Raw genomic sequence first — 26076 nt, 5'->3', positions numbered from 1 at the left:
CAACGTCTTACCTGCACGACTGTTGACCTATTTTTGAGGAGTGAGTGATGAAAGCCTGGATCTGCGTGCCATTGATTGCCCTGGCGCTCGCCGGATGTGCCGGCAAAACCGCTTATCGCGACAGCTGCGGTAGTAACCTGGATGCGGCATGGCATGAACTGGACCTGGCCAAAGCCGAAGGTTTCGCCGGGACCGTCAGCTATTCCAAGGCCCTGTCGCTGTTGACCGCGGCCAAGACCCAGCAGCAATTCGAGGGGTTCGAAGGCTGCACCAAAAAAGCCGAGAAGGCTCGTTTCTATATTCGTGAGTCGCGCGCGGGGCGTTAAAAGCGAAAAGCGGTTACAAGCTCTAAGCTGCAAACTGCAAGACCCATCGAGCTTGCAGCCTGGAGCTTGCAACCTGGCGCTGTTTACGGAGTAAACCCCCATGATCGATCGGCTGGTGGCTCAGGTTCTGGGCCTGGAAGTTCGTCTGCTGGCCTGTCAGGCCCGCCTGAAAGAGCGTACTGACCCAGAAGCGTTACACGATCTGCGCACAACCATGCGTCGGTTGCGCAGCCTGCTGCGCCCCTTGCGCGGGCTGCCCGGCGTCGAACAACTGGAAGCGGCAGCTTCTCGTGTGGGCGATCTGAGCACGCCATTACGTGATCGCGAAGTGCTGGCGGCGTACCTGCTCCAGCACCACCAACCCCAAGCCGCACAGTGGCGCATGGCGCAAATGGCCGAGGCCTATCCGGCCGTGGCGGCCAGTCCCGAGCTCGCGCAGATGTTGATCGTCCTCGATGCGTTTCCGCGTTTTCTGCGTGCCGCCCAGCGCCAGGGATTGCTCAAGGGTCTGCGCAAGCGCATCGAAAAACGCCTGGGCAAGCAGTGGGGAAAACTCGACGAGGCACTGCACGATCCGACTCATGACCGTCATCGGCTGCGCCTGCTGATCAAGCGCGTGCGCTATGGCATCGATGCTTACCCCGAGCTGGACCGTTTGCCAAAAGCAGCCATGCCCCGATTGAAATCGGCCCAGGGTGCGCTGGGTGACTGGCACGATTGTGTGCAATGGCTGGCCATGGCTGAACGGGAAGCGGATTTGCAGCCCTGTGTTGCAGAGTGGCAAACCACCATGGCCGAGGCTGAAAGCCGTGCGGACCGGGTGCTGGAAAAACTCAGCAAGGCCTGTTTCAAATCCTGAGACCTCCCCAGATCCATTGTGGGAGCGGGCTTGCTCCGGGCGGCGCTCCGACGAAAGCGGTGTGTCAGTCAGCATTAATGCTTAAGCTGATGGCCTCTTCGCGAGCAAGCCCGCTCCCACAGGGTTTTTATGTTCGACAGGAAACCCGCACGGCTCATCTGTCAGTCAATTTGGCCGGAATGGGCGATGTATCAACCACGGCAGATGGTTAAGATCCCTTCATCTTTTTCCGATCCTTGAGGTTTTCATGCGTTTTTCCGAACTGCTCGACGCTGTCCGCAGCCAGCCGCTGGAGCTGTCTATTCCTGCCTCATGGGCCCAGGGACGGGCCAGTTTCGGTGGCCTGGTGGTCGCTTTGCAGTACGAAGCCATGCGTGCTCGGGTTCCGGCGGATCGTCCGGTGCGTTCGTTGGCAATCACCTTCGTCGGCCCGGTTGAGCCGGAGGTACCGGTCAGTTTTGAAGTCGACGTACTGCGCGAAGGCAAGGCCGTCAGCCAAGTGCTGGGCCGGGTGATGCAGAAGGGCCAGGTGGTGACGTTGATCCAGGGCAGCTTTGGTGCCTCGCGCCCCTCGGAAGTGGCGGTGGCCGCTGAACCGGCACCGGAAATGAAACACTGGGACGAATGCCAGGAATTGCCTTTTGTCGAAGGCGTCATCCCGGAGTTCATGCGGCATCTGGCGATGCGCTGGAGTATCGGCGGGCTGCCGTTCAGCGGTAGTACATCCCGGTATATGGGCGGCTGGGTACGCTTGCGCGGCGACGTAAAGGAAGAGGCCATCAGCGAGGCGCATATCCTGGCGCTGGTGGACGCCTGGCCACCGGCCCTGATGCCGTTCTTGAAGAAGCCGGCGATGGGCAGCACGCTGACCTGGACCATCGAATTCGTGCAGCCGCTGCTGGAACTGAACACCCTGGACTGGTGCAAATACCTCGTCGAAACCGAATACGCCGCCGACGGCTACGGGCATGCCGCCGCAAAAATGTGGAGCGCGGACGGCCGGTTGATCGCCATGAGCCGGCAGACGGTGACCGTGTTCGCCTGATCAGTGACGGCGGTGGCGCTCACGCCAGGCGCGCCACCAGCCGCCGCTGAGGAAGAACCGCGGAAACGTCAGGAACTGCTCGACCATCAGGCGCGATACCGCATCCTTGCGATCGCTGAAGGGTTCGGAGGCTTGGGTCTCCAGGCTGTGGCCGTGGCGTTGCAAGGCCAGCGCCGCAATCACACCGATCACGCCAATGGCGATGTTTGCCAGGCTCAGGCTGAACACCCCGGTCACAATCAGCAGAAATGCCACGATGAACAGCGGTACCGCGATCAGGTGCAACACCAGATTGGTCGGGTGCTGATGATTGTTCGGGTACGCTCGCCATTGCCAGGCGGGTAGGTTGGGGTGACGTTTGCCCATGATGCCGATCCTCGATCCATGTTGAACACATGTAGGAAGAATAGGCCCAGTCAATGCTGGCGGCGAATCAAGGCTGGCTATTGGCTTGATAGGTGTCATGGTCTGGATTGATGTTGCCGGTTCCGGCCTCATCGCGGCCAAGCCCGCACACACATTCGTCCGCATTCTAATGAAAGAACTCGGTCACCTGTGGGAGCGGGCTTGCTCGCGAAGAGGCCCTCAAAGTTTGAGCTGACCTATCGCCTTGCTTAATTCCCCGGCCAATGCCGCCAGCTCATTGCTGGTGGTCGCCGAAGTCACTGTCTGCTGCACCGTGTTCTCGGTCACATCACGGATGCTCACCACCGCCCGGTTCATCTCTTCCGCCACCTGGCTTTGCTGCTCGGCCGCCACCGCGATCTGTGTATTGCTCTCACGCATCTGCGCCACTGCGCTGGTGATCTCGGCCAATGCCGAACCGGCCTCTTGCGCCTGTTGTACGCAGTCGTCGGCCTTGAACGAGCTCTCTTGCATGAAATCCACGGCGTCCCGCGTACCGGCCTGCAACGCCGAGACCATGAGGGTAATTTCATCCGTGGAGGCCTGCACGCGTTTGGCGAGGTTGCGTACTTCATCGGCGACCACCGCGAAGCCGCGACCCATCTCGCCGGCCCGGGCCGCTTCGATCGCGGCGTTCAGCGCCAGCAGGTTGGTCTGCTCGGCGATGCTGTGAATCACCTTGACCACACCGTTGATCTTCTGGCTGTCCTTGGCCAGGCGTTGAATCATCTCGGCGGTCTGCTGGACGCCGGTGGACAGTCCGGCAATCGACCGCTGCACCCGTGTCACGACCTCCTGCCCGCTGCCGGCCAGGATATTGGCCGATTGCGAAAGGTCACGGGTGGCACCCGCGTGTTGGGCGATGTGATAGACCGTGGCGGTCATCTCATTGATCGCCGTGGCGGCCTGATCGGTTTCACTTTGCTGGCCGAGCATGCCGTGGCGCACTTCATTCATGCTGGCCGCCAGCCGCGCGGCGCCGACGTCCAGCTGCCGGGCGGTGCTGGCAACGGTGTTGACCACCCGTTGATAACCGGCCTGCATGGCGTTGAAGGCGTTGGCCATTTGCCCGACTTCGTCGCTGCAAGCCAAGGGCACGCGGGCCGACAGGTCGCCGGTTTTCTCCACGTGCAACATGACGTCTTTCAAGGTGTTGAGCTGGCTGAGCAGAAAACGGATCAATAACTGCGATGCGCCGAGCATTGCCAGCATCAGGATGAACACGGCCGACGCGTAGTTGGCAAAACGCTCGTTGAACACCTGGCTCAGGCTTGGACCGTGGGCAATCACGGCGACCTGCTGGCCATCGGCACGCGAGAACACTTCGGCACCCAACAACGGATTGTCCCCGAACAGCGGCATCGGGTAGATCTCGACCCAGCCGTTTGCATGGGTAAGTTCCGGCATGGGTTGTCCATTCAGCGACGGCGCCTGTCCGCGATTGAACGTCAGCAGGTTGTCGGCGTGGGGCAGCGGTTGCCCGGCGGGCCAGGCTTTGAGCAATCGCGCCTGGGCCTGGGCCGAAGCCTGGGCGGTGTGACTGCGGGCCTGCTGTTCGAGCTGCACCGCGTACAGCACCAGCAACAGGGTGGTGACGAAAGCGACGGCGTTGACCGCCCAGAATTTGTATTTCAGCGAGATATTGCTAAGCCAGGCACCCATGGAGGTCTTCTCTGATAGCGGAAACAGTTTTGGCAGGGTGCCATCATTGTGCCGCTACTCAGGTGGCTGATTCTTGATGCAGATCAACTTCAAACCTGTGGGAGCGAGCTTGCTCGCGATTGCAGTTTGTCTGTCACATCCGTACCGAATGTGTTGCCGCCATCGCGAGCAAGCACGCTCCCACAGGGGTTTATGTTTATCAGGATATCAATGGCAGGCCATAAAACGCCCGCGCACAGGCTGTGGTATGCGCCGCCAGATCTTCCTGGCTTTCCCCGCGATGCAGCGCCACTTCGCGCAATACTTCGGTCAGGTACGCCGGCTCGTTGCGCCCGTTTTTCGGCTTGGGGCGCAGGCTGCGCGGCAGCAGGTACGGCGCATCGCTTTCGAGCATCAGGCGTCGGCGCTTGATCTCCTTGACCAGCGGATGCAAATGCGTGCCCCGGCGCTCGTCGCAGATCCAGCCGGTAATGCCGATGTGCAAGTCCAGGTCGAGGTAGCTGAACAACGCCTTCTGTTCGCCAGTGAAGCAGTGCACCACCGCGGCCGGCAGTCGGTCGCGGAAGTCGCGCAGGATTTCCAGCAAACGCTGGCTGGCGTCGCGTTCGTGCAGAAAAACCGGCAGCTGCAATTCGACGGCCATGGCCAGATGTTCTTCGAGGACCTTTTCCTGCTGCGGGCGCGGCGAGAAATCACGGTTGAAATCCAGCCCGCATTCACCCACGGCCACCACATTCGGCTCGTTGAGCAAGCAGCGCAAACGGCGGGCGCTGTCGGCGTTCCAGTCGCTGGCGCAGTGAGGGTGAATACCGGCGGTGGCGAACAGGCGCTGGGCGCTTTCGTCCAGTTGCTGGCACAGCTCAAGGGCCTGTTCACTGCCCTCGACACTGGTGCCGGTCAGCACCAGTTGGCACACACCAGCCGCGTAGGCGCGGTCGAGTACGGCCTGGTGTTTGTCGGCAAAACTGGCGTTGGTCAGGTTGACGCCGATATCGATGAGTTGCATGGTGCTACCTCGGCCCAAAGGCCGGAAAGCATATCAGAGCCGTGGATTTATAAGAAAAGCCAAGAACTACAACGGGTTAACGCTGTCTCTTGAGCCGCGGACCAAGCCGGGTTGGTAGTTTTGCCATCATTGTGCCAGTCTTTCGCACTTTGCCAGCGCCTTGGGCGCTCTGTTTTTGTCGCCGCGCTTGATGGTTTTCCTCATTGAAGCGGGCCTCATATTCTTTCCGGAGAGTGGATGATTCGTCCCTCGGTTTTGCTACTGCTGTGTTGTTCGCTGCTACTGCCGATGTCGGCGGTCGCGCGTCTGCCCGGGCCGCTGCAAGCCGTACCGGCCAGCAAGGTGCGCGACCTTGCCCAAATTCGCAGCAGTCGTGTGCTGCGGGTGTTGGTCAACCAGAGCCGCAACAGTTCCGGCGAAGTCCAGGGGCAGGCGATCGGGGTCGAATACCATCGCCTGAGAGCGTTCGAGCAATACCTCAACGGCCACGCCCGTGACGGTCAGGAAATCACCCTCAAGATCATTCCCAAGGCCAAGGATCAACTGCTCGGTGCATTGCAGCGCGGGGAGGGTGATCTGGTGGCGCCGGGAGAGTTGCTCGATCTGCAACCGGGTTTTGCCGTCAGCACCAGTGAGCCGATTGCCAGCAACATCCCGTTGGTCCTGGTGGGCATCAAGGGCGAACACCGCTACACCAAACTTGAACAGCTTTCCGGCAAGACCCTGGCGTTACCCGCCGGCAGCGCCGCCGGGGATGCCGTCAGCCAGATCAATCAAAAGCTCGCCTTGCACAAACTGCCACCGGTCACAATCGAATGGGTCGATCCGAGCCTTGCCGTCGAGGACGTGCTGGAAATGGTCCAGGGCGGGATCTTCCACCTGACCATCGTCGAGCAGCCGATCGCCGAACGCTGGGGCAAGATCCTGCCCAAGCTGCGTTTCGACAAGCAGGTACTTGTCAGTGATCCGGGAGAGGAATTCTGGTTCGTGCGCCGTGATGCCTCGATGCTGCGGGCCAGCATTGATCGCTTCCTCACCGTCTACAAAAAACCATCGGATCAGGACGCCGCGTTCCTGCGGATCTATCGTCGTCTCTATCAAGTGCACTACCCACTGGCCAAGGCGGACCGGCAGCGTCTGGAGAAACTTCGCCCGGTACTGCAGAAACACGCCGATGCCCAGGGCATGGACTGGCTGAACCTGGCGGCGCTGGCCTTCAAGGAGTCAGCCCTGCAACCTGCCGCCCGCAGTGGCGGTGGCCCGACCGGATTGATGCAGATCACGCCTTCTGCGGCGCAGCGGGTGGGGGTCAACAACATCCAGGACCTTGATGGCAATGTTCAGGCTGGGGCCAAGTACCTGGCGATGATCCGGCGCAAATTCTTTGCCAGCCCGAAACTCAACGAGCGCGAACGCATGGCCTTCGTGCTGGCGGCCTACAACATCGGGCCGGAGCGGGTGCAAGGCATGCGCGCCGAAGCCCGGCGGCGAGGTTTGAATCCCAACCAGTGGTTCTTCCAGGTCGAACGCGTAGCCATGGAGCAAGTAGGTATGGGGCCCGTCAGCTATGTTAATAGCGTGAACAAGTACTACTTGGCGTTCGACCGGGAGCGGGAGTCGTTGGAGCCCCAGGGACAAAAGGTTGTCTCGCGCAAATGATCGACTAATCTGATTGTAATGGTGGGTTTTTTGCGCTTTTAACATGCAAATTACTGATTAATATGGCGACCAACCAACACACACTGACAAGGAATGAAACAGCATGAGCACTCTGATCAACAAGGTACTGTCTACCCGCGCTGGCTACGGCCTGACCGTTCTGCGCATCGTGGTCGGCATTGTTTTCGCCGCTCACGGCTCGCAGAAACTCTTCGGGGCATTCGGCGGCTATGGTCTGGCTGGAACCGCGCAGTACATGGAAAGCCTCGGACTGACGCCGGGTTACCTGATGGCGGCACTGGCGGGCGGCACCGAATTCTTCGCCGGCCTGGCCCTGATCATCGGCTTGCTGGTTCGCCCGGCCGCACTGGGCCTGATCTTCCTGTCGCTGGTCGCAATTCTCTCGGTGCACATCAGCAACGGACTGTTCATGGCCAACAACGGTTATGAATTCGCCCTGGCCTTGCTTGGTGGCAGTATCGCGGTATTGATCGAAGGTGCGGGCAAACTCTCGGCGGACCGTGTCATCGCCGGTTGACCGCTCTGGCTCAATGAAAAGGCCCGCATTGTGCGGGCCTTTTTTGTTGAGCGTCATTCTTGACACTGTCCAGTCAGCTTCTCTAGGATGTTGCTCATGCGCCGATTTAAACAGCTACTTGCGGGGCGCCAGGTGACTCATCCAGTTGCCGATAGAAGCCAGAACAGGCTTCGAAATACCGCTAAAGCGCTGGTTCGGTGTTGCCTCTCACCTGCCATGCAGACTTTTGAGGCAGAGACACGACACAATGAATGCACTAAACGCCGTTGTACGTCCCGCGCCGATCACGGCACACCTGACCCAGCGCAATCCAAAAATCCTGCTTGGCGGCAAACATCAGCCGACGCTCTTGCGTTATCTCGATGGCTGGCCTCGTCGTACCGGCGGTCCCGCTGCCTTCCTGATCCAGTTTGTCGAAGACGGTGAGTCGCTCGCTCGTTTCGCCGATGACAGTTTCGATCTGGCGGTGATTCAGTCCCCCAGCCTCGAAGATGCGCCTGAAGTGATCCGGCAACTGACCCGCGTTGCCCGGCAAGGGCTGATTACCCGGCGTTAAAGCTCACGGGTAGTCGATCGCCACGATGTAGACGCACTGCTCACCGGTGGGTGTCTGGACCCGGACTTCGGCGTCCAGTGCCTTGCCGATCAGGGCGCGGGCCAACGGCGAGTCAATGCTGATCAAGCCCTGCTTGAGGTCCAGTTCATCGGGTCCGACAATGCGGTAGCGCGACTCTTTGCCATCTTCGTCCTCGATCGTGACCCAGGCGCCGAAATAGACCTTGTTCGGATCGCTGGGTTTTTCGCTGACAACCTTCAGCGCTTCCAGGCGTTTGGTGAGAAAACGCACGCGGCTGTCGATCTCTCGCAGCATCTTTTTGCCATAGGTGTATTCGGCGTTCTCCGAGCGATCACCCTGGGCCGCGGCTTCGCTGACCGCCTGGGTAACCTGGGGCCGACGTACATGCCACAGCTCATGGAACTCGGCGCGCATCCGCGCTTCACCCTCGGGGGTGATCAGCGCGGTGCCAGCGGTGCGGGGAGGGCGGTAACGGCTCATGACAGCTTCTTGTGGTGAGGATGGCTGGAGTCTATCAACCCTCGCGCAGGACTGTCAGCGGGCTGGCGTTCAATGCCCGACGGGTGCCGAACACTCCGGCACCGCCAATGAGCACGGCGCCCACCAGTGGCAGCACCAACAGCCATGGATGCGGATGCCACGGCAGATCAAAGGCGTAGCGGTAGAGCACCCAACTCACCACTTCCGAACCCAGCGCCGCCAGCAAGCCACTGACTGCGCCCAGCAAGCCGAACTCGATACGTCGCGCCTTGACCAGCAATTGCCGCTCGGCCCCCAGCGCCCGCAGCAACGCGCCCTGTCGAATGCGTTCATCCAGCGTCGCTTGCAAGCCGGAGAAGAGTACCGCCATGCCCGCCGCCAACACGAACAACAACACGTACTCCACGGCCAGGGTCACCTGGGCGAGGATGCTGCGCAGTTGCTCCAGTAAGGCTTCGACCTGCAGGATGGTTACCGCCGGGAAGGCGCGGGACAGGTCGACAATCTGCTGGTCGTGACCCTGTGCCAGATAGAAACTGGTCAGGTAGGTCGCCGGCAGATCCTTGAGGGTGCCGGGCTGGAAGATCATGAAGAAGTTCGGCTGGAAGTTGTCCCAGTTGATCTCCCGCAGGCTGGTGACTTTCGCTTCGCGATTGACCCCGCCAACACTGAAAACCAGATGGTCGTCGAGCTTGATTTTCAGGCTTTCGGCGACCTTGCCTTCTACCGATACGCCAGGAACATCGTCCGGCGTCTGTTGGTTCCACCAATTGCCGGCCGTGAGTTTGTTGCCCGACGGCAGGTCTGCGGCCCAGGTCAGGCTCAGGTCGCGCTGGATCGCCCGGTCGCCGGCCGACTCCTTGGTGACGATTTGCTGCACCGGTTCGCCGTTGATGCTGATCAAGCGCCCCGGCACCACCGGGTACAGCGGAGCCGATTGCGCCGACACGGCAATCAGGTGATCGGTGAAGGCCTGCTTGTCCGCTGGCAGGATGTTCAGCGCGAAGTAGTTTGGAGCGTTTTTCGGCAGCTGGTTCTGCCAGGTGTCCAGCAACTCGCCGCGCAGCAGCGCAATCAGCGCCATCGACAGCAGAATCAGGCCGAACGCCAGGGACTGGCCTGCGGCAGCGAGCGGATGACGCAGCAGTTGGCCCAGTCCCAGGCGCCAGGGCAAGGACGCACGCGCAAGCATGCGCCGCAGACTCTTCAACAGCAGTAACAACAAGCCGCCCAGCACCAGCGCTGCAATCACGCCGCCGCCGAGCAGGGCAAAGGTCAGCACCAGGTCCAGGCTCAGGCGCCACATGATCAGGGCGAGGGCGCCCAGCGCTGCGCCGTAGACCATCCAGGTACTGGAAGGGATCGGCAGCATGTCCCGGCGCAGCACGCGCAATGGCGGAACCCGGCCCAGAGCCGCCAGTGGCGGCAAGGCGAAACCGGCCAGCGCCACCAGTCCGGTGCCGATCCCGGCAATGGCTGGAAATAGCCCGCCCGGAGGCACGTCGGTCGGCAACAAGTCATGCAGCAGGGCAAACAAGCCCAATTGAGCGAGCCAGCCAAGGAGGGCGCCGCTGATACTGGCCAGCAGCCCGAGCACGGTCAGTTGCAGGCTGAACAACACCATGGTTTCCCGGCGCGACAGCCCGAGGCAGCGCAGCAAGGCACTGGCGTCGAACCGGCGGGTGGCGAAGCGGGTTGCCGACAGCGCCACCGCCACACCGGACAGCAACACCGCCACCAGGCTGGCCATGTTCAGGTAGCGTTCGGCCTTGCCCAGGGCGCCACCGATCTGTCGGTTGCCGTCGCGGGCGTCCTGCAAGCGCTGGTTGGCGGCGAGCCCCGGTTTGATCAGTTGCCGATACGTCTCGAGTGCCTGAGCATTGCCTCGCCATAATTCGCGATAACTGACCCGGCTGCCGGGCTGCACCACGCCGGTGGCCGCAAGGTCGTCGAGGTTGATCAGCACTCGGGGTGTCAGGCTGTAGAAATTGCCGGCGCGGTCGGGTTCGTAAGTCAGTACCCGCGCCAGTTTCAGGGTTTTCATGCCGACATCGATGCTGTCGCCGATCTTCAGGTCCAGGGCGGTCAGCAGGCGTGCCTCGACCCAGGCTTCACCGGGTTGCGGTCCGCCACCGACTGTTTCCGTGGCGAAGGGGGCGGGCGCGCTTTTCAATTCGCCGCGTAGCGGGTAGGTGTCATCGGCCGCCTTGATGCTGGACAGCTGGATGCTGTTGTCGGTGGCGATGACGCTGGAGAACTCCACCACTTGAGCGTGTTCCAGACCCAGTTCGGTGCCGCTTCTTATCTGTTCGGGGCGCGCCGGTGAACTGCCTTCGAGCAGCAGGTCGGCACCGAGGAATTCGGTGGCGCGCAGCATCATTGCGCCGTTCAGGCGCGCGCCAAAATAACCGATGGCGGTGCTGGCGGCCACGGCCACCAGCAAGGCGAAAAACAACACGCGCAATTCACCGGCGCGGGCATCGCGCAGCAATTGGCGGATGGCGAGACTGAACAGGCGCAATAGCGGCAGACGTGCCATCAAGGCTCCAGAGGGGCGACCAGCAGGCCGGCTTCAAGACGGATCAGGCGCCGGCAGCGATGGGCCAGGCGTTCATCGTGAGTCACCAGCACCAGGGTCGTGCCGCGCTCCTGGTTGAGCTCGAACAGCAAGTCGCTGATGCGCTCGCCGGTGTGGCTGTCGAGGTTGCCGGTCGGTTCGTCGGCGAACAGCACATCGGGCTCGGCGGCAAACGCGCGGGCAATCGCCACGCGTTGTTGCTCGCCTCCGGAGAGCTGGCGCGGCGAGTGCGTCAGGCGTTGCCCCAGTCCCACCCGTTGCAGCAATTGGGTGGCGCGTTCGCGGGCGTCTTTGCGGCCATCGAGCTCCAGCGGCAGCATGACGTTTTCCAGGGCATTGAGGCTATCGAGCAGCTGAAACGATTGAAAGACAAAACCCACGTGCTCGGCGCGGATGCGCGCACGCTGGTCTTCATCGAGGTTGCTCAGGCCCTGCCCGGCGAGAGTGACTTCACCACTGCTTGGCAAGTCGAGGCCGGCGAGCAGGCCCAGCAGGGTGGACTTGCCGGAACCGGAAGCGCCGACGATGGCCAGGCTATCGCCCTTGTTCAGTTCCAGGCTGAGTTGGTGCAGGATGGTCAGTTCACCTTCCGCGCTGGGAACCACTTTGCTAAGGTCCTTCGCGATGAGAATGCTTGCGCCCATGGAGAGTCCGATGCGTGTCTGGTTTTTGAGTGCTGGCCTGGCCTTGATGTGCATGGCCCAAAACGCAGCGGCGGGTACAGTCCTGATCGTTGGCGATAGTATCAGCGCCGGTTTCGGGCTGGATACCCGGCTGGGGTGGGTGTCGCTGCTTGAGCAACGGCTCAGGCGCGAAGGTTTCGACGACAAAGTGATCAATGCGTCCATCAGTGGCGACACCAGTGCCGGAGGCCAGGCCCGCCTGCCCGCGCTGCTTGCAGAGCATAAACCGGAACTGGTGATCCTCGAGTTGGGCGGCAATGACGGCCTGCGCGGGATGCTGCCAACTCAATTGCAACAAAATCTTGCGTCGATGATCGACAGCTCCCGGGCCAGCGGCGCCAAGGTGTTGCTGCTCGGCATGCAATTGCCACCCAATTACGGTGCGCGTTACACCAAGGCCTTCGCCGAGGTCTACAGCAACCTGGCCGACGAGAAAAAGATCCCGCTGGTGCCGTTTTTCCTCGACGGCGTGGGCGGTCATCCGGACTTGATGCAGGCCGACGGCATACACCCGGCGGCCGGGGCCCAGGACAAGTTGCTGGAAAATGTCTGGCCTACTCTAAAACCGCTGTTATGACACTTTTCTAGACGCAGGCTTTCGGCTAAGGTGGCGCCCCCGATTTGGAGCCCCCGATGCCGCGTCCCGCCTGGTCACTATTTGCCTATCAACTGATCGAGCCTGACGAGCAGCTGGATCTGTTCGCCTGCCAGGAAGTGCGGGTGCATCTGGTGACCCGTCAGCTGGAGTTGGGCGGTTCGGCGGACCGGACCTTGTGTGGCAGTCTGTTGCCGGCTTCGCCTCGCTGGTCGAGTGTTGATCGCCGGGTGTTTCAGGACCAGCGGCTGTGTTCGTTGTGCCGGGCCATTCTTGAGTCGCAGAAGCGGGGGACGTCGCCGATCTGGCCGGAGTTGCGGTTCGAGCTTTGATCCGTAGTTGCGTGCTAGCCCTGTTATTTATTGATTGTGTACATATCCGTTGTTCGGGTAACGGCGGCTTATGGTTTCGCCCTTACGGCGACTCACTTTTTTTACAAGCGCCTAAAAAAAGTAAGCAAAAAAACGCTCGGGTATGACTCACCCACATAGGTAACAAAACAGTTCAAGCACATAGGTAACAGTTTTTAACTGGCACTGGTCGATTCCGAGGATCTGACCATGCCGTGGCGAGAGCTGAAACCTATGGACCTGAAAGTGATGTTCATTGCCGACTATCTGTCTGGTCGGCTCAATTTCAGCCAACTCTGTGCGGCTCACAGCATCAGTCGCAAGACTGGTTACAAGTGGGTGGCCCGCTACAACGCGGACAGCATCAATGGCTTGGCCGAGTGCAGCCGCAAGCGCCACTCCCAGGCTCAGGCCGTGCCGTTTGCGGTCAAGGAGGCCATTGTTGAGCTGCGCGGCCAAGGGCAAACCACACCGGGCCCGAAGAAGATTCAGACAGCCCTGAGTGAGCGGTTTCCAGACCAGCCCCCGCCCTCGAAAACCACCATTTACAACGTGCTGAAAAAGGCGGGTCTGGTGGCGCCACGGCGGTTACGTCAGCGTGTCGCCATCTACCCCAAACCCCTTCAGAAAGCCGATCTCCCCAACCAGCTCTGGAGCGCCGATTACAAAGGCCAATACCTGACGGGAGACGGTGTCTGGTGTTACCCCCTGACGGTGATGGATCACGCCAGTCGCTTTCTACTGGCGTGTGAAAGCATGCCAAGCACTACCTTCGACGCGGCTAAGGTGACCTTTGAGCGGCTGTTCAGAACTTACGGGATGCCTGAGCGTATTCGTACAGATAATGGCGTTCCTTTTGCCAGCGGCGGGCGTGCAGGTTTGTCACGGCTGTCTATCTGGTGGGCGCGCCTGGGCATCATTCACGAAAGGATTCAACCTGGTCGACCCGAGCAAAACGGACGGCATGAGCGCATGCACCGTACGCTTAAAAGTACGTTGCCAAGGCCGCCGGAGATTGAATGGGGGGCCCAGCAGAAGCATTTCGATCTGTTCATGCAGCACTACAATTATGAGCGTCTTCATGAGGCTCTAGGGCAGAAAACTCCGGCGTCTCGGTATACCGGCTCATCGCGTATCTATCCGGAAAAGCTTCCGGAAATGAGATATCCAAGCCATGTTGAGGTTTACCGGGCGGACTCCAACGGCGTGGTGAACAAAGGTAGGCTTAGAATCTATGTCGGCTACGTGCTCAAGCATGAAACGGTTGGATTAGAGAGCATCAGCGAAGGCGTTTGGGACATCATTTTTGGACCGGTGGTACTAGGTCGGGTCGATGAAAGGGATGCCAAAGATGCTTATCTGACGCTCAAAGTGATCAGAAATAAGTGATCAGGTGTTACCTATGTGCCTGAACTTTTCTGTTACCTATGTGGTTGATCCCTTCACTCGCCCCGAACGTACGGCCCCTCGCTAAGGCTCGGGGTTCCTTCGCTCCGGCATTCATCCGGGGGCATCGCCTCCGGTCGGCTTCGCTCGACCTCCTCTCGATGTGTTCGGCTGCGCCGAACGGCGCTGCGCGCCTACCCCCGGATGAACGCCTCCACTCAGCCTTCCGAGGGGGCGGGTGGATCAAGATCAAAAGCTGCAGGCGAGCTAACGCTCGGCCTGATGAGTGGTGAAGAGCGTGGGGGTACGCGGCTCTGCCTTTGCTCTTCTGTGGGAGCGAGCCTGCTCGCGATGGCGGCCTGCCAGTCGACCAATGTCTTGCTGATGTCCACCGATCAAATTGTGGGAGCGGCGGTGCGGCGATCCGACTTGCTCGCGAAGGCGGCCTGACAGCCGACCAATTTCTTTCGAATGTACCCAGCCCAACTGTAGGAGCGAGCCTGCTCGCGATGGCGGCCTACCGGCCGACCAGTTGCCTCACAGGCGAACGAAACCCGCGAAAAGGCCGGCCGGTAGGCCGCCTCGCTTTTGCTTTTGCGGTACACGCCCCCTCGTGAGGCCGAGTGGAGGTTCTGCGCAGCGGGCCCACGGAGCAGGACCGGAGCGAGGGCATGCCGAGCCTAAGCGAGGCACCGAACGTCAGGGGCAAAGCGCTTTGGTTACTTTCGCGCTCTTCGAAAGTGACCCGCTGTAAGAGCGGAACCATAAGAGGCCGTTACCGCAGAAACAGATATGTACACCCTTAAAAATCCACGCCGCCTGCCACACAGCCATCACAAGCAAGCTCGCCCTCACACGGGATCGAGGAAAATCGCAAAATCGCCTTGCACTGCCTGCAATCGGGCCATCTCCCCGAAATAACGGATGGCGGTGTACAATCGCGCTCTTATATCTCTGTTGATCATGCGAAGGATTTTCCGGATGTTGCCGCGCTTTCCTGCCGTCACCCGCTGCCTGACTCTTGCCGCCCTCTTTATGGCCGGTCCAGTCGCAGCATTGGAGTTTCCCCTGCCACCGCCCGGTGAGGACATCATCGGCCAGGTGCAGGTGATCAAGGCCAAGTACGAAGACACCTTCGCCGACCTTGGTACCGCCTACGATCTGGGCTACACGGAAATGCTCGCGGCCAACCCGGGAGTCGATGCCTGGTTGCCAGGCGCCGGCACGGAAATCATTCTGCCGACCCGCTTCATCCTGCCGCCAGGCCCGCGTGAAGGCATCGTGATCAACCTGGCCGAGTACCGCCTCTACTACTACCCGAAAGGCAAGAACGTGGTGTACACGTTCCCGCTGGGTATCGGTCGTGAAGGCTGGGGCTCGCCGATTGCCCACACCAACATTACCGCCAAGACACCTAATCCGACCTGGACGCCTCCAGCTTCGATCAAGGCCGAGCACGCAGCCGACGGTGATCCGCTGCCCAACGTCGTGCCGGCCGGCCCTGACAACCCGCTGGGGCCGTTCAAGTTCACCCTGGGCACACCGGGCTACCTGATCCACGGTTCGAACAAGAAGTTCGGTATCGGCATGCGCACCAGTCACGGTTGCTTCCGCATGTTCAACAACAACGTGCTGGAAATGGCGGGCATGGTGCCGGTCGGTACGTCCGTGCGGATCATCAACGACCCGTACAAGTTTGGTTTGAGTGGCGGCAAGGTCTATCTGGAGGCGCATACGCCGCTGGACGACAAGGGCAATCCGTCGGTGGTCGACAAGCACACCGCAGTCATCAATGCGATGCTCAAGCGTGAAGACATCACCAACAACCTGCGCATGAACTGGGATGTGGTGCGTGATGTGGTCGCCGCTGAAGACGGCCTGCCGGTAGAAATCGCTGTGCCGGGCAACGGCGTCGTACCGATGGTGTCGAGCACGCCGATCGACCCGCTGCAGTAACGCTGGCAAAGAGCCCGTCGGCGCGGACCGCGTCGACGGGTTTTTTATTGTCTGGAGAAACGCCGGGCAATAAAAAAGCCGACCCAAAAAATGGGTCGGCTTGATAACAATCCCGAAGGATTATTACTTGCGGCTAGCTTTGTCCAGCATGCGCAGAGCACGCTCGTTAGCTTCGTCAGCAGTCTGTTGTGCTTTTTGAGCAGCAGCCAGAGCTTCATCAGCTTTACGGTAAGCTTCGTCTGCACGAGCCTGGGAGCGAGCAGCTGCGTCTTCAGTAGCGGTCAGACGTGCTTCGGTTTCTTTCGATGCGCTGCTGCAACCGGTAGCCAGAACTGCGGCCAGAGCCAGAGCAGAGAATTTCAGAACGTTGTTCATCGTGTTCCCCTTCAAGGACTTTCTATTAAGTAGCTATCTCCTCCGATTGAGGAAATAGCCGGCGTACATACTACCCATTACTTGTAGTAAGTAAAACTGACGTGACGCAAGAAGCAAAAAAAATTGTAGGCGTTGATTCTTTTTCGAGCAACTTTTAACTGAATTGTTTAAAAAATATCCAGCTGCAAGGCCCGTGGCTGAGCGAGCCGATGAGAAAAAGTTCCTGTGGCACGGCGCTGTTTTTCAGTCTGGCTAAAGTCCGCCTACATGGATTCGTCTACACTTTTGTTCGGCTTTTGTGTGGCGCCTCTCAATATCTTTCTCGATGTTCAGGTGACTTTAACAACGGGCGCTCGTCTTAAGTCTCAACATCCGGCAATGTACAGGCTATCGACCCCGAGTGATCTTCGGCCGAGCCAATCCTGCGTGATCCGGAGCAGCACCCGCCAACCCGCACGATGACGAGCGCACCTTGAGCATTTCTGCCAATGGTGCCTACTATTTGTACGTGCTCGGTAGCGCGAGATCGGTGCAGCTCTTCTCGGTGTCCATACAGGCACGGGGTGGCGTAGATGTTCCTTCGCCGGAAAAACATCGGTAAGGTAGGGGTCGGAATTCCAGACCCGCGAGGAGTAGTGATGAGCGAGGCGTTGTCCATCCACCATGACCAGGCTGGTCATCAGTTCGAGACCAATGTGGACGGTCATCGTGCCTATCTGACCTATATGGATCTGGGGAAACAGACCCTGGATATCTATCGCACCTTCGTGCCCAACGCATTGCGTGGTCGCGGTATTGCGGCAGCCTTGACCGAGAAGGCGCTGGAGTACGCTGACGAAATGGGCTACACCGTCATTCCATCGTGCTCCTACGTCGAGCGCTACATGGAGCGTCACCAGCGGCACGCGGCCAAGCTGAGTCAGTGACCTTCAACAAAACGAACGCATAAAAAAACGCCGGGTTAAGCCCGGCGTTTTTTTTGTGCGCTTTTTTGTACCGCCAACCGGGCGATCAGCTGCGATCGCGTTTAGGCAGCACATCCTTGAGCTTGGCATGCATGCTACGCAAGGTGTTTTCGGTCGCGGTCCAGTCGATGCAGGCGTCGGTGATCGACACGCCGTACTGCAGGTCGGCGAGGTCTTTCGGGATCGCCTGGGCGCCCCAGTTCAGGTGGCTTTCTACCATCAGGCCGATGATCGACTTGTTGCCTTCGAGGATCTGGTTGGCGACGTTCTCCATCACCAGCGGTTGCAGGGCCGGATCCTTGTTGGAGTTGGCGTGGCTGCAATCGACCATGATGTTCGGCTTGATTTTCGCCTTGTTCAGCGCCTGCTCGCAGAGCGCAACGCTGACCGAATCGTAGTTCGGCTTGCCGTTGCCGCCGCGCAGCACCACGTGACCGTAGGCATTGCCCTTGGTGGTCACGATCGACACGCCACCTTCCTGGTTGATGCCCAGGAAGCGGTGCGGGCTGGAAACCGACTGCAAGGCGTTGATCGCCACGGTCAGGCCGCCATCGGTGCCGTTCTTGAAGCCGACGGCCGAGGACAGGCCGGAGGCCATTTCACGGTGAGTCTGGGATTCGGTGGTGCGCGCGCCGATGGCCGACCAGCTGATCAGGTCCTGCAAATACTGCGGGGAGATCGGGTCGAGGGCTTCGGTGGCGGTCGGCAGGCCTTTTTCGGCCAGGTCCAGCAGCAACTGGCGACCGATGTGCAAGCCGTCCTGGATCTTGAACGAGTCGTCCAGATACGGGTCGTTGATCAAGCCTTTCCAGCCGACGGTGGTACGTGGCTTCTCGAAATACACGCGCATGACCAGATACAGGGTATCGGACACTTCGGCAGCGAGAACCTTCAGGCGCTCGGCATATTCGTGGGCGGCCTTGATGTCGTGGATCGAGCAAGGCCCGATGACGACGAACAGGCGATGGTCGGTGCCATCCAGAATGTTGCGAATGACTTCGCGGCCCTTGGTGACGGTGCGCAGTGCGGCGTCGCTCAGGGGAATATCGCGCTTGAGCTGATCGGGAGTGATCAGTGTCTCGTTGGAGGCGACGTTTAGGTCGTTGATCGGTAAATCAGCCATCGTTTACTCGTCAGGTCACGGGTGCCGGCCGCCAGCGAACCCGCGCGGCGGAGCACAGCAAATTAAGCGCGTCGGGGAGCCGAACCTTAGCGCGTTACACCGTGGCTCGACAATGGGTAGACGCCGGTTTGGTGGGGTTTCGCAGTCAGTTTCCCTGCCATGAGGGGCAAACCGATCAAGAACGCCTCTATTCCAGCACCGGTTGCGCAAAAGCCTTGCGCACCGAATCGTGAGAGAACTCGTCGGCATGCTCCTGGACCCATTCGAGGGCCAGGGCCTGGATATCCTGCAGGTCTTCGTGGGCGTCATGCAGGCGGCAGTAGCGTTCGATCTGGCACACCTGCTCGCCCATTCGGGCGCTGAACAGCGTTTGTTCGTCGACGAAGGCGATGCCCACCAGGTAACCGCGCTTGCGTCGCAGGCACCAGGCGACATAGCCCAGGTAGCGCATGTCCGGGTTCACGGTCGGCATGCGTACCTCCAGCGCCGTGCCGTGGCGCCACGCGCGGTGATAATTGCAAGCCATGCCGCCGAGACTGATAGTGTGCAGCTGTCGTCGCGAAATACACTCAGGTTTCAGCAACGTCAATTCGACAGGCACATCGTCAGGGTGAGGAATGAATCGTCCCATGAACACAGACTCCATGTGTCGGCCATCTGACATTGTTCCCTCCAGTATAGTGGTCGAATTGGAACTGACCGATTTTGACGTCGACCAACGGCTGCTGGCGATGAGCGGTGTATCGCTGGTCATTTTCACCAGTGTCGGCTGCGCCAGTTGCCGTTTTGCCCGCGAGCAATTGCCGACACTCGACCTGGCAGTCGATCGACTGTGCTGGATCGATGCCGGCAACAACGGCGGGGTGGTCGAGCGTTATCAGGTCTTTCACTTGCCGGCGCTGTTTGTCGTTCGCGACGGCGAATTCTTTGGAGCACTGAACTCGCGCCTGACCGACACCGAGCTCAATCGGGCCGTGCGCCAGGCGCTGAGTCGAACAGCAGAGGAGTTGCCATGATGGGAACAGTTGCCAGGCCGACGATCGGCATTATCGGGACCGGCGCAATCGGCGGTTTCTACGGGGTGATGCTGGCGCGTGCCGGTTTTGATGTGCATTTTCTGCTGCGCAGCGAGTTTTCCGCTGTGGCCGAGCACGGGTTGCAAGTCGATAGCGCACCCCACGGTGCGCTGAAACTGAACCCGGTGCAGGCTTACTCGAAAGCTGAAGACATGCCGCCCTGCGACTGGCTGCTGGTGGGCGCGAAAACTACCAGCAACGCCGACCTGGCACCCGCCATCCTGCAGGCGGCGGCACCGAACGCCAAGGTACTGCTGTTGCAAAATGGCCTGGACGTCGAAGACAGCCTGCGCGAGCTGCTCCCCGATTCGCTGCATGTGCTCGGAGGGCTCTGCTACATCTGCGTCCATCGCGAGGCGCCGGGTGTCATCACCCATCAGGCGCTGGGCGCGGTGCATGTGGGTTATCACAGCGGTCCCGCCGATGGGCCGGCACGCAGCGCAATTGTCGAGGAGGGCGTCGGGCTGTTTCGCAGCGCCGGCCTCGATTCCCAGGCCATGGCGAATTTACATCAGGCGCGTTGGCAAAAACTGGTCTGGAATATCCCTTACAACGGTCTCTCGGTTTTGCTGGGGGCGAGCACCACACCGTTGATGGCCGATGCCGACAGTCGCGAGCTGATCAAGGCGCTGATGGCTGAAGTGGTGCAAGGGGCAATCGCCTGCGGGCACGATGTACCGGCAGGGTATGCCGAGCACTTGTTCATGGTGACCGAGAAAATGCCCGACTACTGGCCGAGCATGTACCACGATTACTTGCACAAGCGACCGCTGGAACTGGCCGCGATCTACGCCCGGCCTTTGGCGGCGGCGAAGGCAGCCGGGTGTGAGATGCCACGCATCGAGGCCTTGTATCGCAGTTTGAGTTTCATTGATCGACGCAACACCTGAGTCGACCGACCTGAGGGGGAAGGGCATGCCAAAGGCAATTGACGACAAGCTGGTGCTGGCGATTTCTTCGCGGGCGTTGTTCGACCTGAGCGAAAGCCACAAGGTCTACCTGTCGAGTGGCGTCGAAGCCTACCGGCAGTATCAGATCGAACATGAAGACGAAATCCTCGAGCCCGGCGATGCCTTCCCGTTGGTGCAGAAACTCCTGAATCTCAACAACAGCCTCGGCCGCGCCCGGGTCGAGGTGATTCTGGTGTCGCGCAACAGCGCCGACACCGGGCTACGGGTGTTCAACTCGATTGACCATTACGGATTGGCAATTTCCCGTGCGGCCTTTGTCGGCGGGCGCAGTCCGTATCCCTACCTCAAGGCCTTTGGCTGCGACCTGTTTCTCTCGACCCACGCCGAAGACGTACGCAATGCACTGGACGCCGGGTTCGCGGCCGCGACCATTCTGTCGGGTGGTGCCAGCCGTGCGGCCAGCGACGAGTTGCGCATTGCCTTCGACGGAGACGCGGTACTGTTTTCCGATGAGTCGGAGCGCATTTATCAGGCCGGTGGTCTGGAAGCGTTCCAGGCCAGCGAACGTGAGGCCGCCCGCGAGCCATTGCGCGGTGGGCCGTTCAAAGGGTTTCTCGCGGCCCTCAACCTGTTGCAGCGTGAGTTCCCGGAGGACGCCTGCCCGATCCGTACCGCGCTGGTCACGGCGCGATCGGCGCCGGCCCATGAGCGGGTCATTCGCACGTTGCGCGAATGGGACATCCGTCTCGACGAGTCGCTGTTCCTCGGCGGCCTGACCAAATCGGCCTTTCTCGAAGCCTTCGCGGCCGACGTGTTTTTCGACGATCAGGCCGGCCACTGCGAGTTGGCCCGTGAAGTCGTCGCCACCGGTCATGTGCCCCATGGCATAAGCAACGAGCAAAAGGTTTAAGCCCGCCGTTCAATGCGTTGCGCCGGACGTCGTAGTCGCCAAGGCACTGCTAAGCTGAATCAAATCTCCGCCATGTTGGCAGTCGAGGAGGTCATATGATTCGTTCGATGCTGTATGCCACCGACCTTGGCCTGTACGCGCCCGTGGTGATGCAGCATGCCCTGGAACTGGCCAGGACCTTCAATGCCAGTTTGTATGTCGTGCATGCGGTTGAACCCATGGGTTTGTTTGCCGAATCGGTGCTGCAAAGTTATCTCGATGAACAGGCGCTGAACGAGTTTCACAGCCAGGGCCTGAATACGGTGATTGCCAGTATCGAGCAGCGGGTGCTCGACAGTTTTCGTGAAGAGTTGGGGGATGAAGGCGAGCACGACCTGGAGCGGATTCAGGCGGTGCGGGTGCTGCAAGGCGACCCATCGCAGGTGATTCTGGACCAGGCGCAGAAACTCTCCGTGGATTTGTTGATCGTAGGTAGTCATAGCCATGGTGCCGGTGCGGAAACGCCTTTGGGGCGAACCGCCGCCCGCGTGTTGCAACTGTCCAAGGTGCCGGTCTATCTGGTGCCGCTGGTGCAACGTCGTCGTCAAGGGGACCGCTAGGACACGAATAATGGCAATCTGATAAAAAAGTTCTAGATTTATTCTTCGAACCATTAATATAGTTATATACCGTCGCTGATGCCCGTGGCGTCTACCTGCTTTGAGGGATTCATATGAAGCTTCAACAATTGCGCTACATCTGGGAAGTGGCGCACCACGACCTCAACGTTTCCGCTACAGCCCAAAGCCTTTACACCTCTCAACCCGGCATCAGCAAGCAGATCCGTCTGCTGGAAGACGAACTGGGCGTCGAGGTTTTTGCCCGCAGCGGCAAGCACCTGACCCGCGTTACCCCGGCCGGCGAGCGCATCATCACCACCGCTGGCGAAATTCTGCGCAAGGTTGAAAGCATCAAGCAGATCGCCCAGGAATTCTCCAACGAGAAGAAAGGCACCCTGTCGATTGCCACCACTCACACCCAGGCGCGTTATGCGTTGCCGCCGGTGATCAGCAATTTCATCAAGCAATACCCGGACGTTGCCCTGCACATGCATCAGGGATCGCCCATGCAAATCGCCGAAATGGCCGCTGACGGCACCGTGGATTTCGCCATCGCCACCGAAGCGCTCGAGCTGTTCGGCGATCTGGTGATGATGCCGTGCTACCGTTGGAACCGATGCGTGGTCGTGCCTCAGGGCCACCCGCTGACCAAGCTGTCGAAACTGACCCTTGAAGCACTGGCTGAATACCCGATCGTGACGTACGTGTTCGGTTTTACCGGCCGTTCGAAACTCGACGAAGCCTTCAGCCATCGCGGCCTGACGCCGAAAGTGGTGTTCACCGCTGCCGACGCCGACGTGATCAAGACCTATGTTCGCCTGGGTCTGGGGGTGGGCATCGTGGCGAAAATGGCCGTTGACAGCAAACTCGACAGCGACCTGGTGGTGCTCGACGCCAGCGAACTGTTCGAGTCCAGCGTGACCAAGATCGGCTTCCGTCGCGGCACCTTCCTGCGGGGCTTCATGTGCGACTTCATCGAGAAGTTCGCGCCGCACCTGACCCGCGAAGTCATGGCCAAAGCCATTCAATGCCACAACAAACAGGAACTGGAAGAGCTGTTCGACGGCGTCGAACTGCCCGTTCACTGATAGCGTTTCCTGCCGGTCAAACCACCTCGGTGACAGCGAACTGTTGCCGAGCGCCTGCCACCAGAATTTCCACCTCATCGCCCTCGAACTTGCCCAGCAGGCTTTTGCCCAGCGGTGAGCGCGGGGTGATGACGGTGATCAGTTGCCCCACCAGATCGACCTTCAATCCGGCGGCATCGGGGGCCAGAAACAGCCATTGTTCGCGCCCCTTTTCGTCCTCGAGCCCGAGCAGCGCGCCCACTTCGATGCCCCGCTGATCGTCATACGGGCGCAGGGCCAGGTTCTGGCAGAGGCTCAGTGAATGGCGAATCTCTTCGACCCGCCTGGCTTGCCCGGCCGCGAGATAGGACGCTTCCAGCCCCAGGGTGTCGTACTTGTTCTCGGCGATGTTTTCTTCGTGGGTCGCCGTTTCGTAGGCGGTTTGCGCGGCCCGTTCGGCGATGTCGAGATCGATCCGCAGCTTGTCGAGAATCAGTTGGTGAACGGTATGCTTATTCATGATCAATCGCAGAATTGCAGGATGTTGGCGCGGCTTTTTTCGCTGGGTGCAGTCCGGTCCTGTTGCAGCCAGAACTGACAGTTCGGGTTGGCCAGGTTGCGACTGCTGCTGCGCGCGTGATCGAGCCGTTGCTGCTGCTCGTTCTTGCGCAGGTTTTCTTCATATTGCTCGAACAGCGGGCTCTGTGGCGGAATGTTCGGCATCGGTTGAGTCACCACCGGTGGTTTGGCCAGTTGTTCCACAGCTGCCGCCACAGGTGCCAATTGTTCGCTGAACAGAAGGCGCGAAGCGAGCCAGCAGGTCAGCACGATGGCAATGAATCCCAACCACATGCCCAAGGCGATGCTGCCGGTCAGTTGCAGGGCGTTAAGGCTGATCGGGAAGGATCGGCGTGGAGTGGGGCGGTGGGGCATGATTGCCTCTTGGCGAAAGGTCACTGGCGAGTGGCGATTGTCGCATGAAGAATAATCGCCGTCGGCTCTTCTGCACGGGGTAATTTATGCGGACAATCGGCGCCTTTGCCAACGGGAGCCTGGAATGCCTGAAATGAAAACCCGCTGGGATATTTTTTGCACCGTGGTCGACAACTTCGGAGACATCGGCGTGACCTGGCGACTGGCCCGGCAACTGGTGGCCGAACATGGGCTGGCAGTGCGCCTATGGGTCGATGACCTGCGAGCATTCGAGCGCCTGTGCCCGGAAATCGACATCCACGCTGTGCAGCAGTGGCAGCACGACGTCGAAGTGCGCCAATGGCCCGCCGAGTGGCAGCCGACCGAAGCCGCCGATGTGGTGATTGCTGCCTTTGCCTGCCAATTGCCGAGCGCCTATATGGACGCCATGGTCGAACGGGAAAAGCCGCCACTGTGGATGAACCTCGACTATCTGAGCGCCGAGGACTGGGTGATCGGTTGTCACGGCTTGCCCTCGGTGAAGTACAAAAGCGTACAGAAGTTCTTTTTCTTTCCGGGGTTCCAGAAGGGCACAGGCGGATTGCTGCGTGAGCGCGGGTTGCTGGAACGGCGTCGGCAATTTCAGCAAAACCCGCAGGCTAAACGAGAATTCCTGCAAGGTTTGGGGATTGATCCTGCGCCCGGCGCGCAGCTGATCTCATTGTTTGCCTACGAAAACACCGGTTTGGCCAGTTGGCTCGATGTGATGGCAGTCGATTCGACGACCACTCATCTGCTGGTGCCTGAAGGGCGGATTCTCGGCGACGTCGAGCGTTGGCTTGGTGTGCAGGGTTTGGCGGCCGGTGCCGTGCATGTACGTGACGCCTTGACCGTGCAAGTGTTGCCATTCGTCCGCCAGGACCAATACGACCGGTTGCTGTGGTGCTGCGATTTCAATGCCGTGCGCGGCGAAGACTCCTTCGTGCGCGCCCAATGGGCCGGCCGGCCATTTCTCTGGCACATTTACCAGCAGGAAGAAGACATCCATCTGGACAAGCTCGAAGCCTTCCTCGAACTTTATGTAAAAGGGCTTTCAGAGCCTGCGCGGGAGGCGATCAGCGGTCTCTGGCGGGCGTGGAACGCCGGTGAAAAAATAGCCGACCACTGGCAATTCACCCGTAAACACTGGCCAGAGCTGGAAAAACACGCCGAGGCGTGGTGTCAGGAACAGGCCTTGCAAGCCGATCTTGCCACGGCGCTGGTACAGTTTTATGGAAATTGGATATGATACGCGGCCTAGATTTTTGTAAATCCCATCCAAATTCGGATATTCGCAATGAAAACTGGTAAAGAACTGAAACCCGGGACCGTGATTCGTCTCGAAAACGATCCTTGGCTGGTTCAGAAAGCTGAATTCACCAAGTCCGGTCGTAACAGCGCGATCATGAAGACCAAGCTGAAGAACCTGCTGACCGGTTACAAGACCGAGATCGTTTACAGCGCCGACGACAAACTGGACGACGTAATCCTCGACCGCAAAGAAGCGACCCTGTCCTTCATCAGCGGCGACACCTACACGTTCATGGACACCACCGACTACACCATGTACGAGCTGAACGCTGAAGACATCGAAGCCGTTCTGCCTTTCGTTGAAGAAGGCATGACCGATGTTTGCGAAGCGATCTTCTTCGAAGAGCGTCTGGTTTCCGTAGAGCTGCCGACCACCATCGTGCGTCAGGTTGACTACACCGAAGGTTCCGCTCGCGGCGACACTTCCGGCAAGGTAATGAAGCCTGCCAAACTGAAGAACGGTACCGAGCTGTCGGTTGCTGACTTCATCGAAATCGGCGACATGATCGAGATCGATACCCGCGAAGGCGGTTCCTACAAAGGCCGTGCCAAATAAGCACAGCTTCAGGAATGAAAAAGCCCGACCATTGAGTCGGGCTTTTTTGTGCCTGTCGGAATCTACGCTGAGCCCCTGTGGGAGCGGGCTTGCTCGCGAAGGCGGCGTGTCAGGCAATGACGATGTG

At 59.9% G+C, this 26076-nt stretch carries 29 protein-coding genes; 18 read left to right on the top strand and 11 right to left on the bottom strand.

The window, feature by feature from the left end; all coding sequences use genetic code 11:
• Positions 1 to 47 precede the first annotated feature (47 nt).
• The 3 genes from KGB28_RS16270 (at position 48) to KGB28_RS16260 (ending at position 2230) form a co-directional block, all read left to right on the top strand.
• Positions 48 to 326, top strand: a complete 279-nt coding sequence (locus KGB28_RS16270; RefSeq protein WP_034150181.1) for a hypothetical protein — start codon at positions 48 to 50, stop codon at positions 324 to 326.
• Between the two features lie 100 nt (positions 327 to 426).
• On the top strand, positions 427 to 1185 hold the full coding sequence (locus KGB28_RS16265) for a CHAD domain-containing protein (protein ID WP_150753914.1): 759 nt from the start codon (positions 427 to 429) through the stop codon (positions 1183 to 1185).
• A 247-nt stretch (positions 1186 to 1432) separates the two neighbouring features.
• On the top strand, positions 1433 to 2230 hold the full coding sequence (locus KGB28_RS16260; RefSeq protein ID WP_150753913.1) for an acyl-CoA thioesterase: 798 nt from the start codon (positions 1433 to 1435) through the stop codon (positions 2228 to 2230).
• Here KGB28_RS16260 and KGB28_RS16255 read toward each other — a convergent pair whose 3' ends face one another.
• From KGB28_RS16255 to KGB28_RS16245, 3 genes are all read right to left on the bottom strand, one after another.
• Positions 2231 to 2596: an Mpo1-like protein gene (locus tag KGB28_RS16255; protein ID WP_150753912.1), complete on the bottom strand. Its 366-nt coding sequence runs from the start codon at positions 2594 to 2596 to the stop codon at positions 2231 to 2233.
• A gap of 219 nt (positions 2597 to 2815) precedes the next feature.
• Complete coding sequence (locus KGB28_RS16250) at positions 2816 to 4297, bottom strand: methyl-accepting chemotaxis protein (protein WP_150753911.1); 1482 nt, start codon at positions 4295 to 4297, stop codon at positions 2816 to 2818.
• Positions 4298 to 4496: 199 nt separating this feature from the next.
• A complete protein-coding gene (locus KGB28_RS16245; protein WP_150753910.1) occupies positions 4497 to 5303 on the bottom strand; it encodes a TatD family hydrolase in 807 nt (268 codons plus the stop codon).
• A gap of 237 nt (positions 5304 to 5540) precedes the next feature.
• Here KGB28_RS16245 and KGB28_RS16240 point away from each other — a divergent pair, with 237 nt between their 5' ends.
• The 3 genes from KGB28_RS16240 to KGB28_RS16230 all read left to right on the top strand — a co-directional run bounded on the left by KGB28_RS16240 (position 5541) and on the right by KGB28_RS16230 (position 8056).
• Positions 5541 to 6962: a transglycosylase SLT domain-containing protein gene (locus KGB28_RS16240; protein WP_150753909.1), complete on the top strand. Its 1422-nt coding sequence runs from the start codon at positions 5541 to 5543 to the stop codon at positions 6960 to 6962.
• 103 nt (positions 6963 to 7065) lie between these two features.
• Positions 7066 to 7500, top strand: coding sequence for a DoxX family protein (locus tag KGB28_RS16235; protein ID WP_150753908.1), 435 nt, complete (start codon positions 7066 to 7068; stop codon positions 7498 to 7500).
• A gap of 247 nt (positions 7501 to 7747) precedes the next feature.
• Complete coding sequence (locus KGB28_RS16230) at positions 7748 to 8056, top strand: hypothetical protein (RefSeq protein WP_046043367.1); 309 nt, start codon at positions 7748 to 7750, stop codon at positions 8054 to 8056.
• A gap of 3 nt (positions 8057 to 8059) precedes the next feature.
• On the opposite strand, the gene greB is transcribed toward KGB28_RS16230, so the two are convergent.
• From greB to KGB28_RS16215, 3 genes are read right to left on the bottom strand one after another with little or no spacing between them, the layout of a single operon-like run.
• Positions 8060 to 8557: a transcription elongation factor GreB gene (gene greB / locus KGB28_RS16225; RefSeq protein WP_007973570.1), complete on the bottom strand. Its 498-nt coding sequence runs from the start codon at positions 8555 to 8557 to the stop codon at positions 8060 to 8062.
• Positions 8558 to 8591: 34 nt separating this feature from the next.
• Positions 8592 to 11096, bottom strand: coding sequence for an ABC transporter permease (locus KGB28_RS16220; RefSeq protein ID WP_150753907.1), 2505 nt, complete (start codon positions 11094 to 11096; stop codon positions 8592 to 8594).
• A complete protein-coding gene (locus KGB28_RS16215) occupies positions 11096 to 11779 on the bottom strand; it encodes an ABC transporter ATP-binding protein (RefSeq protein WP_046043370.1) in 684 nt (227 codons plus the stop codon). Before KGB28_RS16215 ends, KGB28_RS16220 begins: the two co-directional genes overlap by 1 nt.
• Before the next feature lie 10 nt (positions 11780 to 11789).
• Here KGB28_RS16215 and KGB28_RS16210 point away from each other — a divergent pair, with 10 nt between their 5' ends.
• The 4 genes from KGB28_RS16210 (at position 11790) to KGB28_RS16195 (ending at position 16105) form a co-directional block, all read left to right on the top strand.
• A complete protein-coding gene (locus KGB28_RS16210) occupies positions 11790 to 12395 on the top strand; it encodes an arylesterase (RefSeq protein WP_008049055.1) in 606 nt (201 codons plus the stop codon).
• A 56-nt stretch (positions 12396 to 12451) separates the two neighbouring features.
• On the top strand, positions 12452 to 12745 hold the full coding sequence (locus KGB28_RS16205; protein ID WP_007991769.1) for a hypothetical protein: 294 nt from the start codon (positions 12452 to 12454) through the stop codon (positions 12743 to 12745).
• Between the two features lie 228 nt (positions 12746 to 12973).
• The gene (locus KGB28_RS16200; protein WP_150752989.1) at positions 12974 to 14152 is read left to right on the top strand and encodes an integrase core domain-containing protein; all 1179 of its coding nucleotides are present in this window, start codon (positions 12974 to 12976) and stop codon (positions 14150 to 14152) included.
• Positions 14153 to 15130: 978 nt separating this feature from the next.
• A complete protein-coding gene (locus tag KGB28_RS16195) occupies positions 15131 to 16105 on the top strand; it encodes a L,D-transpeptidase family protein (RefSeq protein WP_150756021.1) in 975 nt (324 codons plus the stop codon).
• A 123-nt stretch (positions 16106 to 16228) separates the two neighbouring features.
• On the opposite strand, the gene oprI is transcribed toward KGB28_RS16195, so the two are convergent.
• The gene (gene oprI / locus KGB28_RS16190; protein ID WP_003199355.1) at positions 16229 to 16480 is read right to left on the bottom strand and encodes an outer membrane lipoprotei OprI; all 252 of its coding nucleotides are present in this window, start codon (positions 16478 to 16480) and stop codon (positions 16229 to 16231) included.
• Positions 16481 to 17118: 638 nt separating this feature from the next.
• Here oprI and KGB28_RS16185 point away from each other — a divergent pair.
• Entirely contained in the window at positions 17119 to 17406 is a 288-nt protein-coding gene (locus KGB28_RS16185) for a GNAT family N-acetyltransferase (protein ID WP_007973562.1), read from the top strand.
• A gap of 85 nt (positions 17407 to 17491) precedes the next feature.
• Here KGB28_RS16185 and KGB28_RS16180 read toward each other — a convergent pair whose 3' ends face one another.
• Both KGB28_RS16180 and KGB28_RS16175 read right to left on the bottom strand, forming a co-directional pair.
• Positions 17492 to 18568 carry a 3-deoxy-7-phosphoheptulonate synthase gene (locus tag KGB28_RS16180; RefSeq protein ID WP_007973561.1) on the bottom strand — a complete coding sequence of 359 codons (1077 nt, stop codon included), beginning with the start codon at positions 18566 to 18568 and terminating at the stop codon, positions 17492 to 17494.
• Between the two features lie 187 nt (positions 18569 to 18755).
• On the bottom strand, positions 18756 to 19199 hold the full coding sequence (locus KGB28_RS16175) for a PilZ domain-containing protein (protein ID WP_095944956.1): 444 nt from the start codon (positions 19197 to 19199) through the stop codon (positions 18756 to 18758).
• On the opposite strand from KGB28_RS16175, the gene KGB28_RS16170 reads away from it, so the two are divergent.
• From KGB28_RS16170 to cysB, 5 genes are all read left to right on the top strand, one after another.
• Positions 19198 to 19584: a thioredoxin family protein gene (locus KGB28_RS16170; protein WP_150756020.1), complete on the top strand. Its 387-nt coding sequence runs from the start codon at positions 19198 to 19200 to the stop codon at positions 19582 to 19584. The genes KGB28_RS16175 and KGB28_RS16170 overlap by 2 nt on opposite strands.
• Entirely contained in the window at positions 19581 to 20534 is a 954-nt protein-coding gene (locus KGB28_RS16165) for a putative 2-dehydropantoate 2-reductase (protein WP_150756019.1), read from the top strand. The genes KGB28_RS16170 and KGB28_RS16165 overlap by 4 nt, the downstream gene beginning before the upstream one ends.
• A gap of 25 nt (positions 20535 to 20559) precedes the next feature.
• Entirely contained in the window at positions 20560 to 21465 is a 906-nt protein-coding gene (locus KGB28_RS16160) for a 5'-nucleotidase (protein WP_110659447.1), read from the top strand.
• A gap of 95 nt (positions 21466 to 21560) precedes the next feature.
• Positions 21561 to 22064, top strand: coding sequence for a universal stress protein (locus tag KGB28_RS16155; RefSeq protein WP_056727114.1), 504 nt, complete (start codon positions 21561 to 21563; stop codon positions 22062 to 22064).
• Positions 22065 to 22177: 113 nt separating this feature from the next.
• Positions 22178 to 23152: an HTH-type transcriptional regulator CysB gene (cysB, locus tag KGB28_RS16150; RefSeq protein ID WP_007998136.1), complete on the top strand. Its 975-nt coding sequence runs from the start codon at positions 22178 to 22180 to the stop codon at positions 23150 to 23152.
• Positions 23153 to 23168: 16 nt separating this feature from the next.
• On the opposite strand, the gene KGB28_RS16145 is transcribed toward cysB, so the two are convergent.
• Positions 23169 to 23651: a GreA/GreB family elongation factor gene (locus KGB28_RS16145; RefSeq protein WP_150756018.1), complete on the bottom strand. Its 483-nt coding sequence runs from the start codon at positions 23649 to 23651 to the stop codon at positions 23169 to 23171.
• 2 nt (positions 23652 to 23653) lie between these two features.
• The gene (locus KGB28_RS16140) at positions 23654 to 24064 is read right to left on the bottom strand and encodes a hypothetical protein (RefSeq protein ID WP_150756017.1); all 411 of its coding nucleotides are present in this window, start codon (positions 24062 to 24064) and stop codon (positions 23654 to 23656) included.
• A 124-nt stretch (positions 24065 to 24188) separates the two neighbouring features.
• Between KGB28_RS16140 and earP the strand changes: the two genes are divergently transcribed.
• Together earP and KGB28_RS16130 are read left to right on the top strand one after the other, a co-directional pair.
• Positions 24189 to 25331, top strand: coding sequence for an elongation factor P maturation arginine rhamnosyltransferase EarP (gene earP, locus KGB28_RS16135; RefSeq protein WP_150756016.1), 1143 nt, complete (start codon positions 24189 to 24191; stop codon positions 25329 to 25331).
• A gap of 48 nt (positions 25332 to 25379) precedes the next feature.
• Complete coding sequence (locus KGB28_RS16130) at positions 25380 to 25949, top strand: elongation factor P (RefSeq protein WP_007943632.1); 570 nt, start codon at positions 25380 to 25382, stop codon at positions 25947 to 25949.
• The last annotated feature ends 127 nt before the right edge of the window (positions 25950 to 26076 follow it).

Source organism: Pseudomonas sp. BF-R-19 (assembly GCF_019956445.1).
Taxonomy (GTDB): Bacteria; Pseudomonadota; Gammaproteobacteria; order Pseudomonadales; family Pseudomonadaceae; genus Aquipseudomonas; species Aquipseudomonas fluorescens_BH.
Note: the sequence above shows the minus strand (reverse complement) of the source record. Positions and strands in the feature narration are given on the sequence as shown.

Excerpts from the sequence above, each read along its gene's own strand:
- KGB28_RS16155 (WP_056727114.1), top strand. The coding sequence starts at position 21,561 with ATGATTCGTTCGATGCTGTATGCCACCGACCTTGGCCTGTACGCGCCC.
- KGB28_RS16140 (WP_150756017.1), bottom strand. The coding sequence starts at position 24,064 with ATGCCCCACCGCCCCACTCCACGCCGATCCTTCCCGATCAGCCTTAAC.
- KGB28_RS16215 (WP_046043370.1), bottom strand. The coding sequence starts at position 11,779 with ATGGGCGCAAGCATTCTCATCGCGAAGGACCTTAGCAAAGTGGTTCCC.
- cysB (WP_007998136.1), top strand. The coding sequence starts at position 22,178 with ATGAAGCTTCAACAATTGCGCTACATCTGGGAAGTGGCGCACCACGAC.
- KGB28_RS16185 (WP_007973562.1), top strand. The coding sequence starts at position 17,119 with ATGAGCGAGGCGTTGTCCATCCACCATGACCAGGCTGGTCATCAGTTC.
- KGB28_RS16170 (WP_150756020.1), top strand. The coding sequence starts at position 19,198 with ATGAACACAGACTCCATGTGTCGGCCATCTGACATTGTTCCCTCCAGT.
- KGB28_RS16145 (WP_150756018.1), bottom strand. The coding sequence starts at position 23,651 with ATGAATAAGCATACCGTTCACCAACTGATTCTCGACAAGCTGCGGATC.
- KGB28_RS16240 (WP_150753909.1), top strand. The coding sequence starts at position 5,541 with ATGATTCGTCCCTCGGTTTTGCTACTGCTGTGTTGTTCGCTGCTACTG.
- KGB28_RS16205 (WP_007991769.1), top strand. The coding sequence starts at position 12,452 with ATGCCGCGTCCCGCCTGGTCACTATTTGCCTATCAACTGATCGAGCCT.
- oprI (WP_003199355.1), bottom strand. The coding sequence starts at position 16,480 with ATGAACAACGTTCTGAAATTCTCTGCTCTGGCTCTGGCCGCAGTTCTG.
- KGB28_RS16210 (WP_008049055.1), top strand. The coding sequence starts at position 11,790 with ATGCGTGTCTGGTTTTTGAGTGCTGGCCTGGCCTTGATGTGCATGGCC.
- KGB28_RS16250 (WP_150753911.1), bottom strand. The coding sequence starts at position 4,297 with ATGGGTGCCTGGCTTAGCAATATCTCGCTGAAATACAAATTCTGGGCG.
- KGB28_RS16180 (WP_007973561.1), bottom strand. The coding sequence starts at position 18,568 with ATGGCTGATTTACCGATCAACGACCTAAACGTCGCCTCCAACGAGACA.
- KGB28_RS16255 (WP_150753912.1), bottom strand. The coding sequence starts at position 2,596 with ATGGGCAAACGTCACCCCAACCTACCCGCCTGGCAATGGCGAGCGTAC.
- KGB28_RS16270 (WP_034150181.1), top strand. The coding sequence starts at position 48 with ATGAAAGCCTGGATCTGCGTGCCATTGATTGCCCTGGCGCTCGCCGGA.
- KGB28_RS16130 (WP_007943632.1), top strand. The coding sequence starts at position 25,380 with ATGAAAACTGGTAAAGAACTGAAACCCGGGACCGTGATTCGTCTCGAA.
- KGB28_RS16265 (WP_150753914.1), top strand. The coding sequence starts at position 427 with ATGATCGATCGGCTGGTGGCTCAGGTTCTGGGCCTGGAAGTTCGTCTG.
- greB (WP_007973570.1), bottom strand. The coding sequence starts at position 8,557 with ATGAGCCGTTACCGCCCTCCCCGCACCGCTGGCACCGCGCTGATCACC.
- KGB28_RS16195 (WP_150756021.1), top strand. The coding sequence starts at position 15,131 with ATGTTGCCGCGCTTTCCTGCCGTCACCCGCTGCCTGACTCTTGCCGCC.
- KGB28_RS16200 (WP_150752989.1), top strand. The coding sequence starts at position 12,974 with ATGCCGTGGCGAGAGCTGAAACCTATGGACCTGAAAGTGATGTTCATT.
- KGB28_RS16245 (WP_150753910.1), bottom strand. The coding sequence starts at position 5,303 with ATGCAACTCATCGATATCGGCGTCAACCTGACCAACGCCAGTTTTGCC.
- KGB28_RS16165 (WP_150756019.1), top strand. The coding sequence starts at position 19,581 with ATGATGGGAACAGTTGCCAGGCCGACGATCGGCATTATCGGGACCGGC.
- KGB28_RS16175 (WP_095944956.1), bottom strand. The coding sequence starts at position 19,199 with ATGGGACGATTCATTCCTCACCCTGACGATGTGCCTGTCGAATTGACG.
- KGB28_RS16230 (WP_046043367.1), top strand. The coding sequence starts at position 7,748 with ATGAATGCACTAAACGCCGTTGTACGTCCCGCGCCGATCACGGCACAC.
- KGB28_RS16235 (WP_150753908.1), top strand. The coding sequence starts at position 7,066 with ATGAGCACTCTGATCAACAAGGTACTGTCTACCCGCGCTGGCTACGGC.
- KGB28_RS16220 (WP_150753907.1), bottom strand. The coding sequence starts at position 11,096 with ATGGCACGTCTGCCGCTATTGCGCCTGTTCAGTCTCGCCATCCGCCAA.
- KGB28_RS16260 (WP_150753913.1), top strand. The coding sequence starts at position 1,433 with ATGCGTTTTTCCGAACTGCTCGACGCTGTCCGCAGCCAGCCGCTGGAG.
- KGB28_RS16160 (WP_110659447.1), top strand. The coding sequence starts at position 20,560 with ATGCCAAAGGCAATTGACGACAAGCTGGTGCTGGCGATTTCTTCGCGG.
- earP (WP_150756016.1), top strand. The coding sequence starts at position 24,189 with ATGCCTGAAATGAAAACCCGCTGGGATATTTTTTGCACCGTGGTCGAC.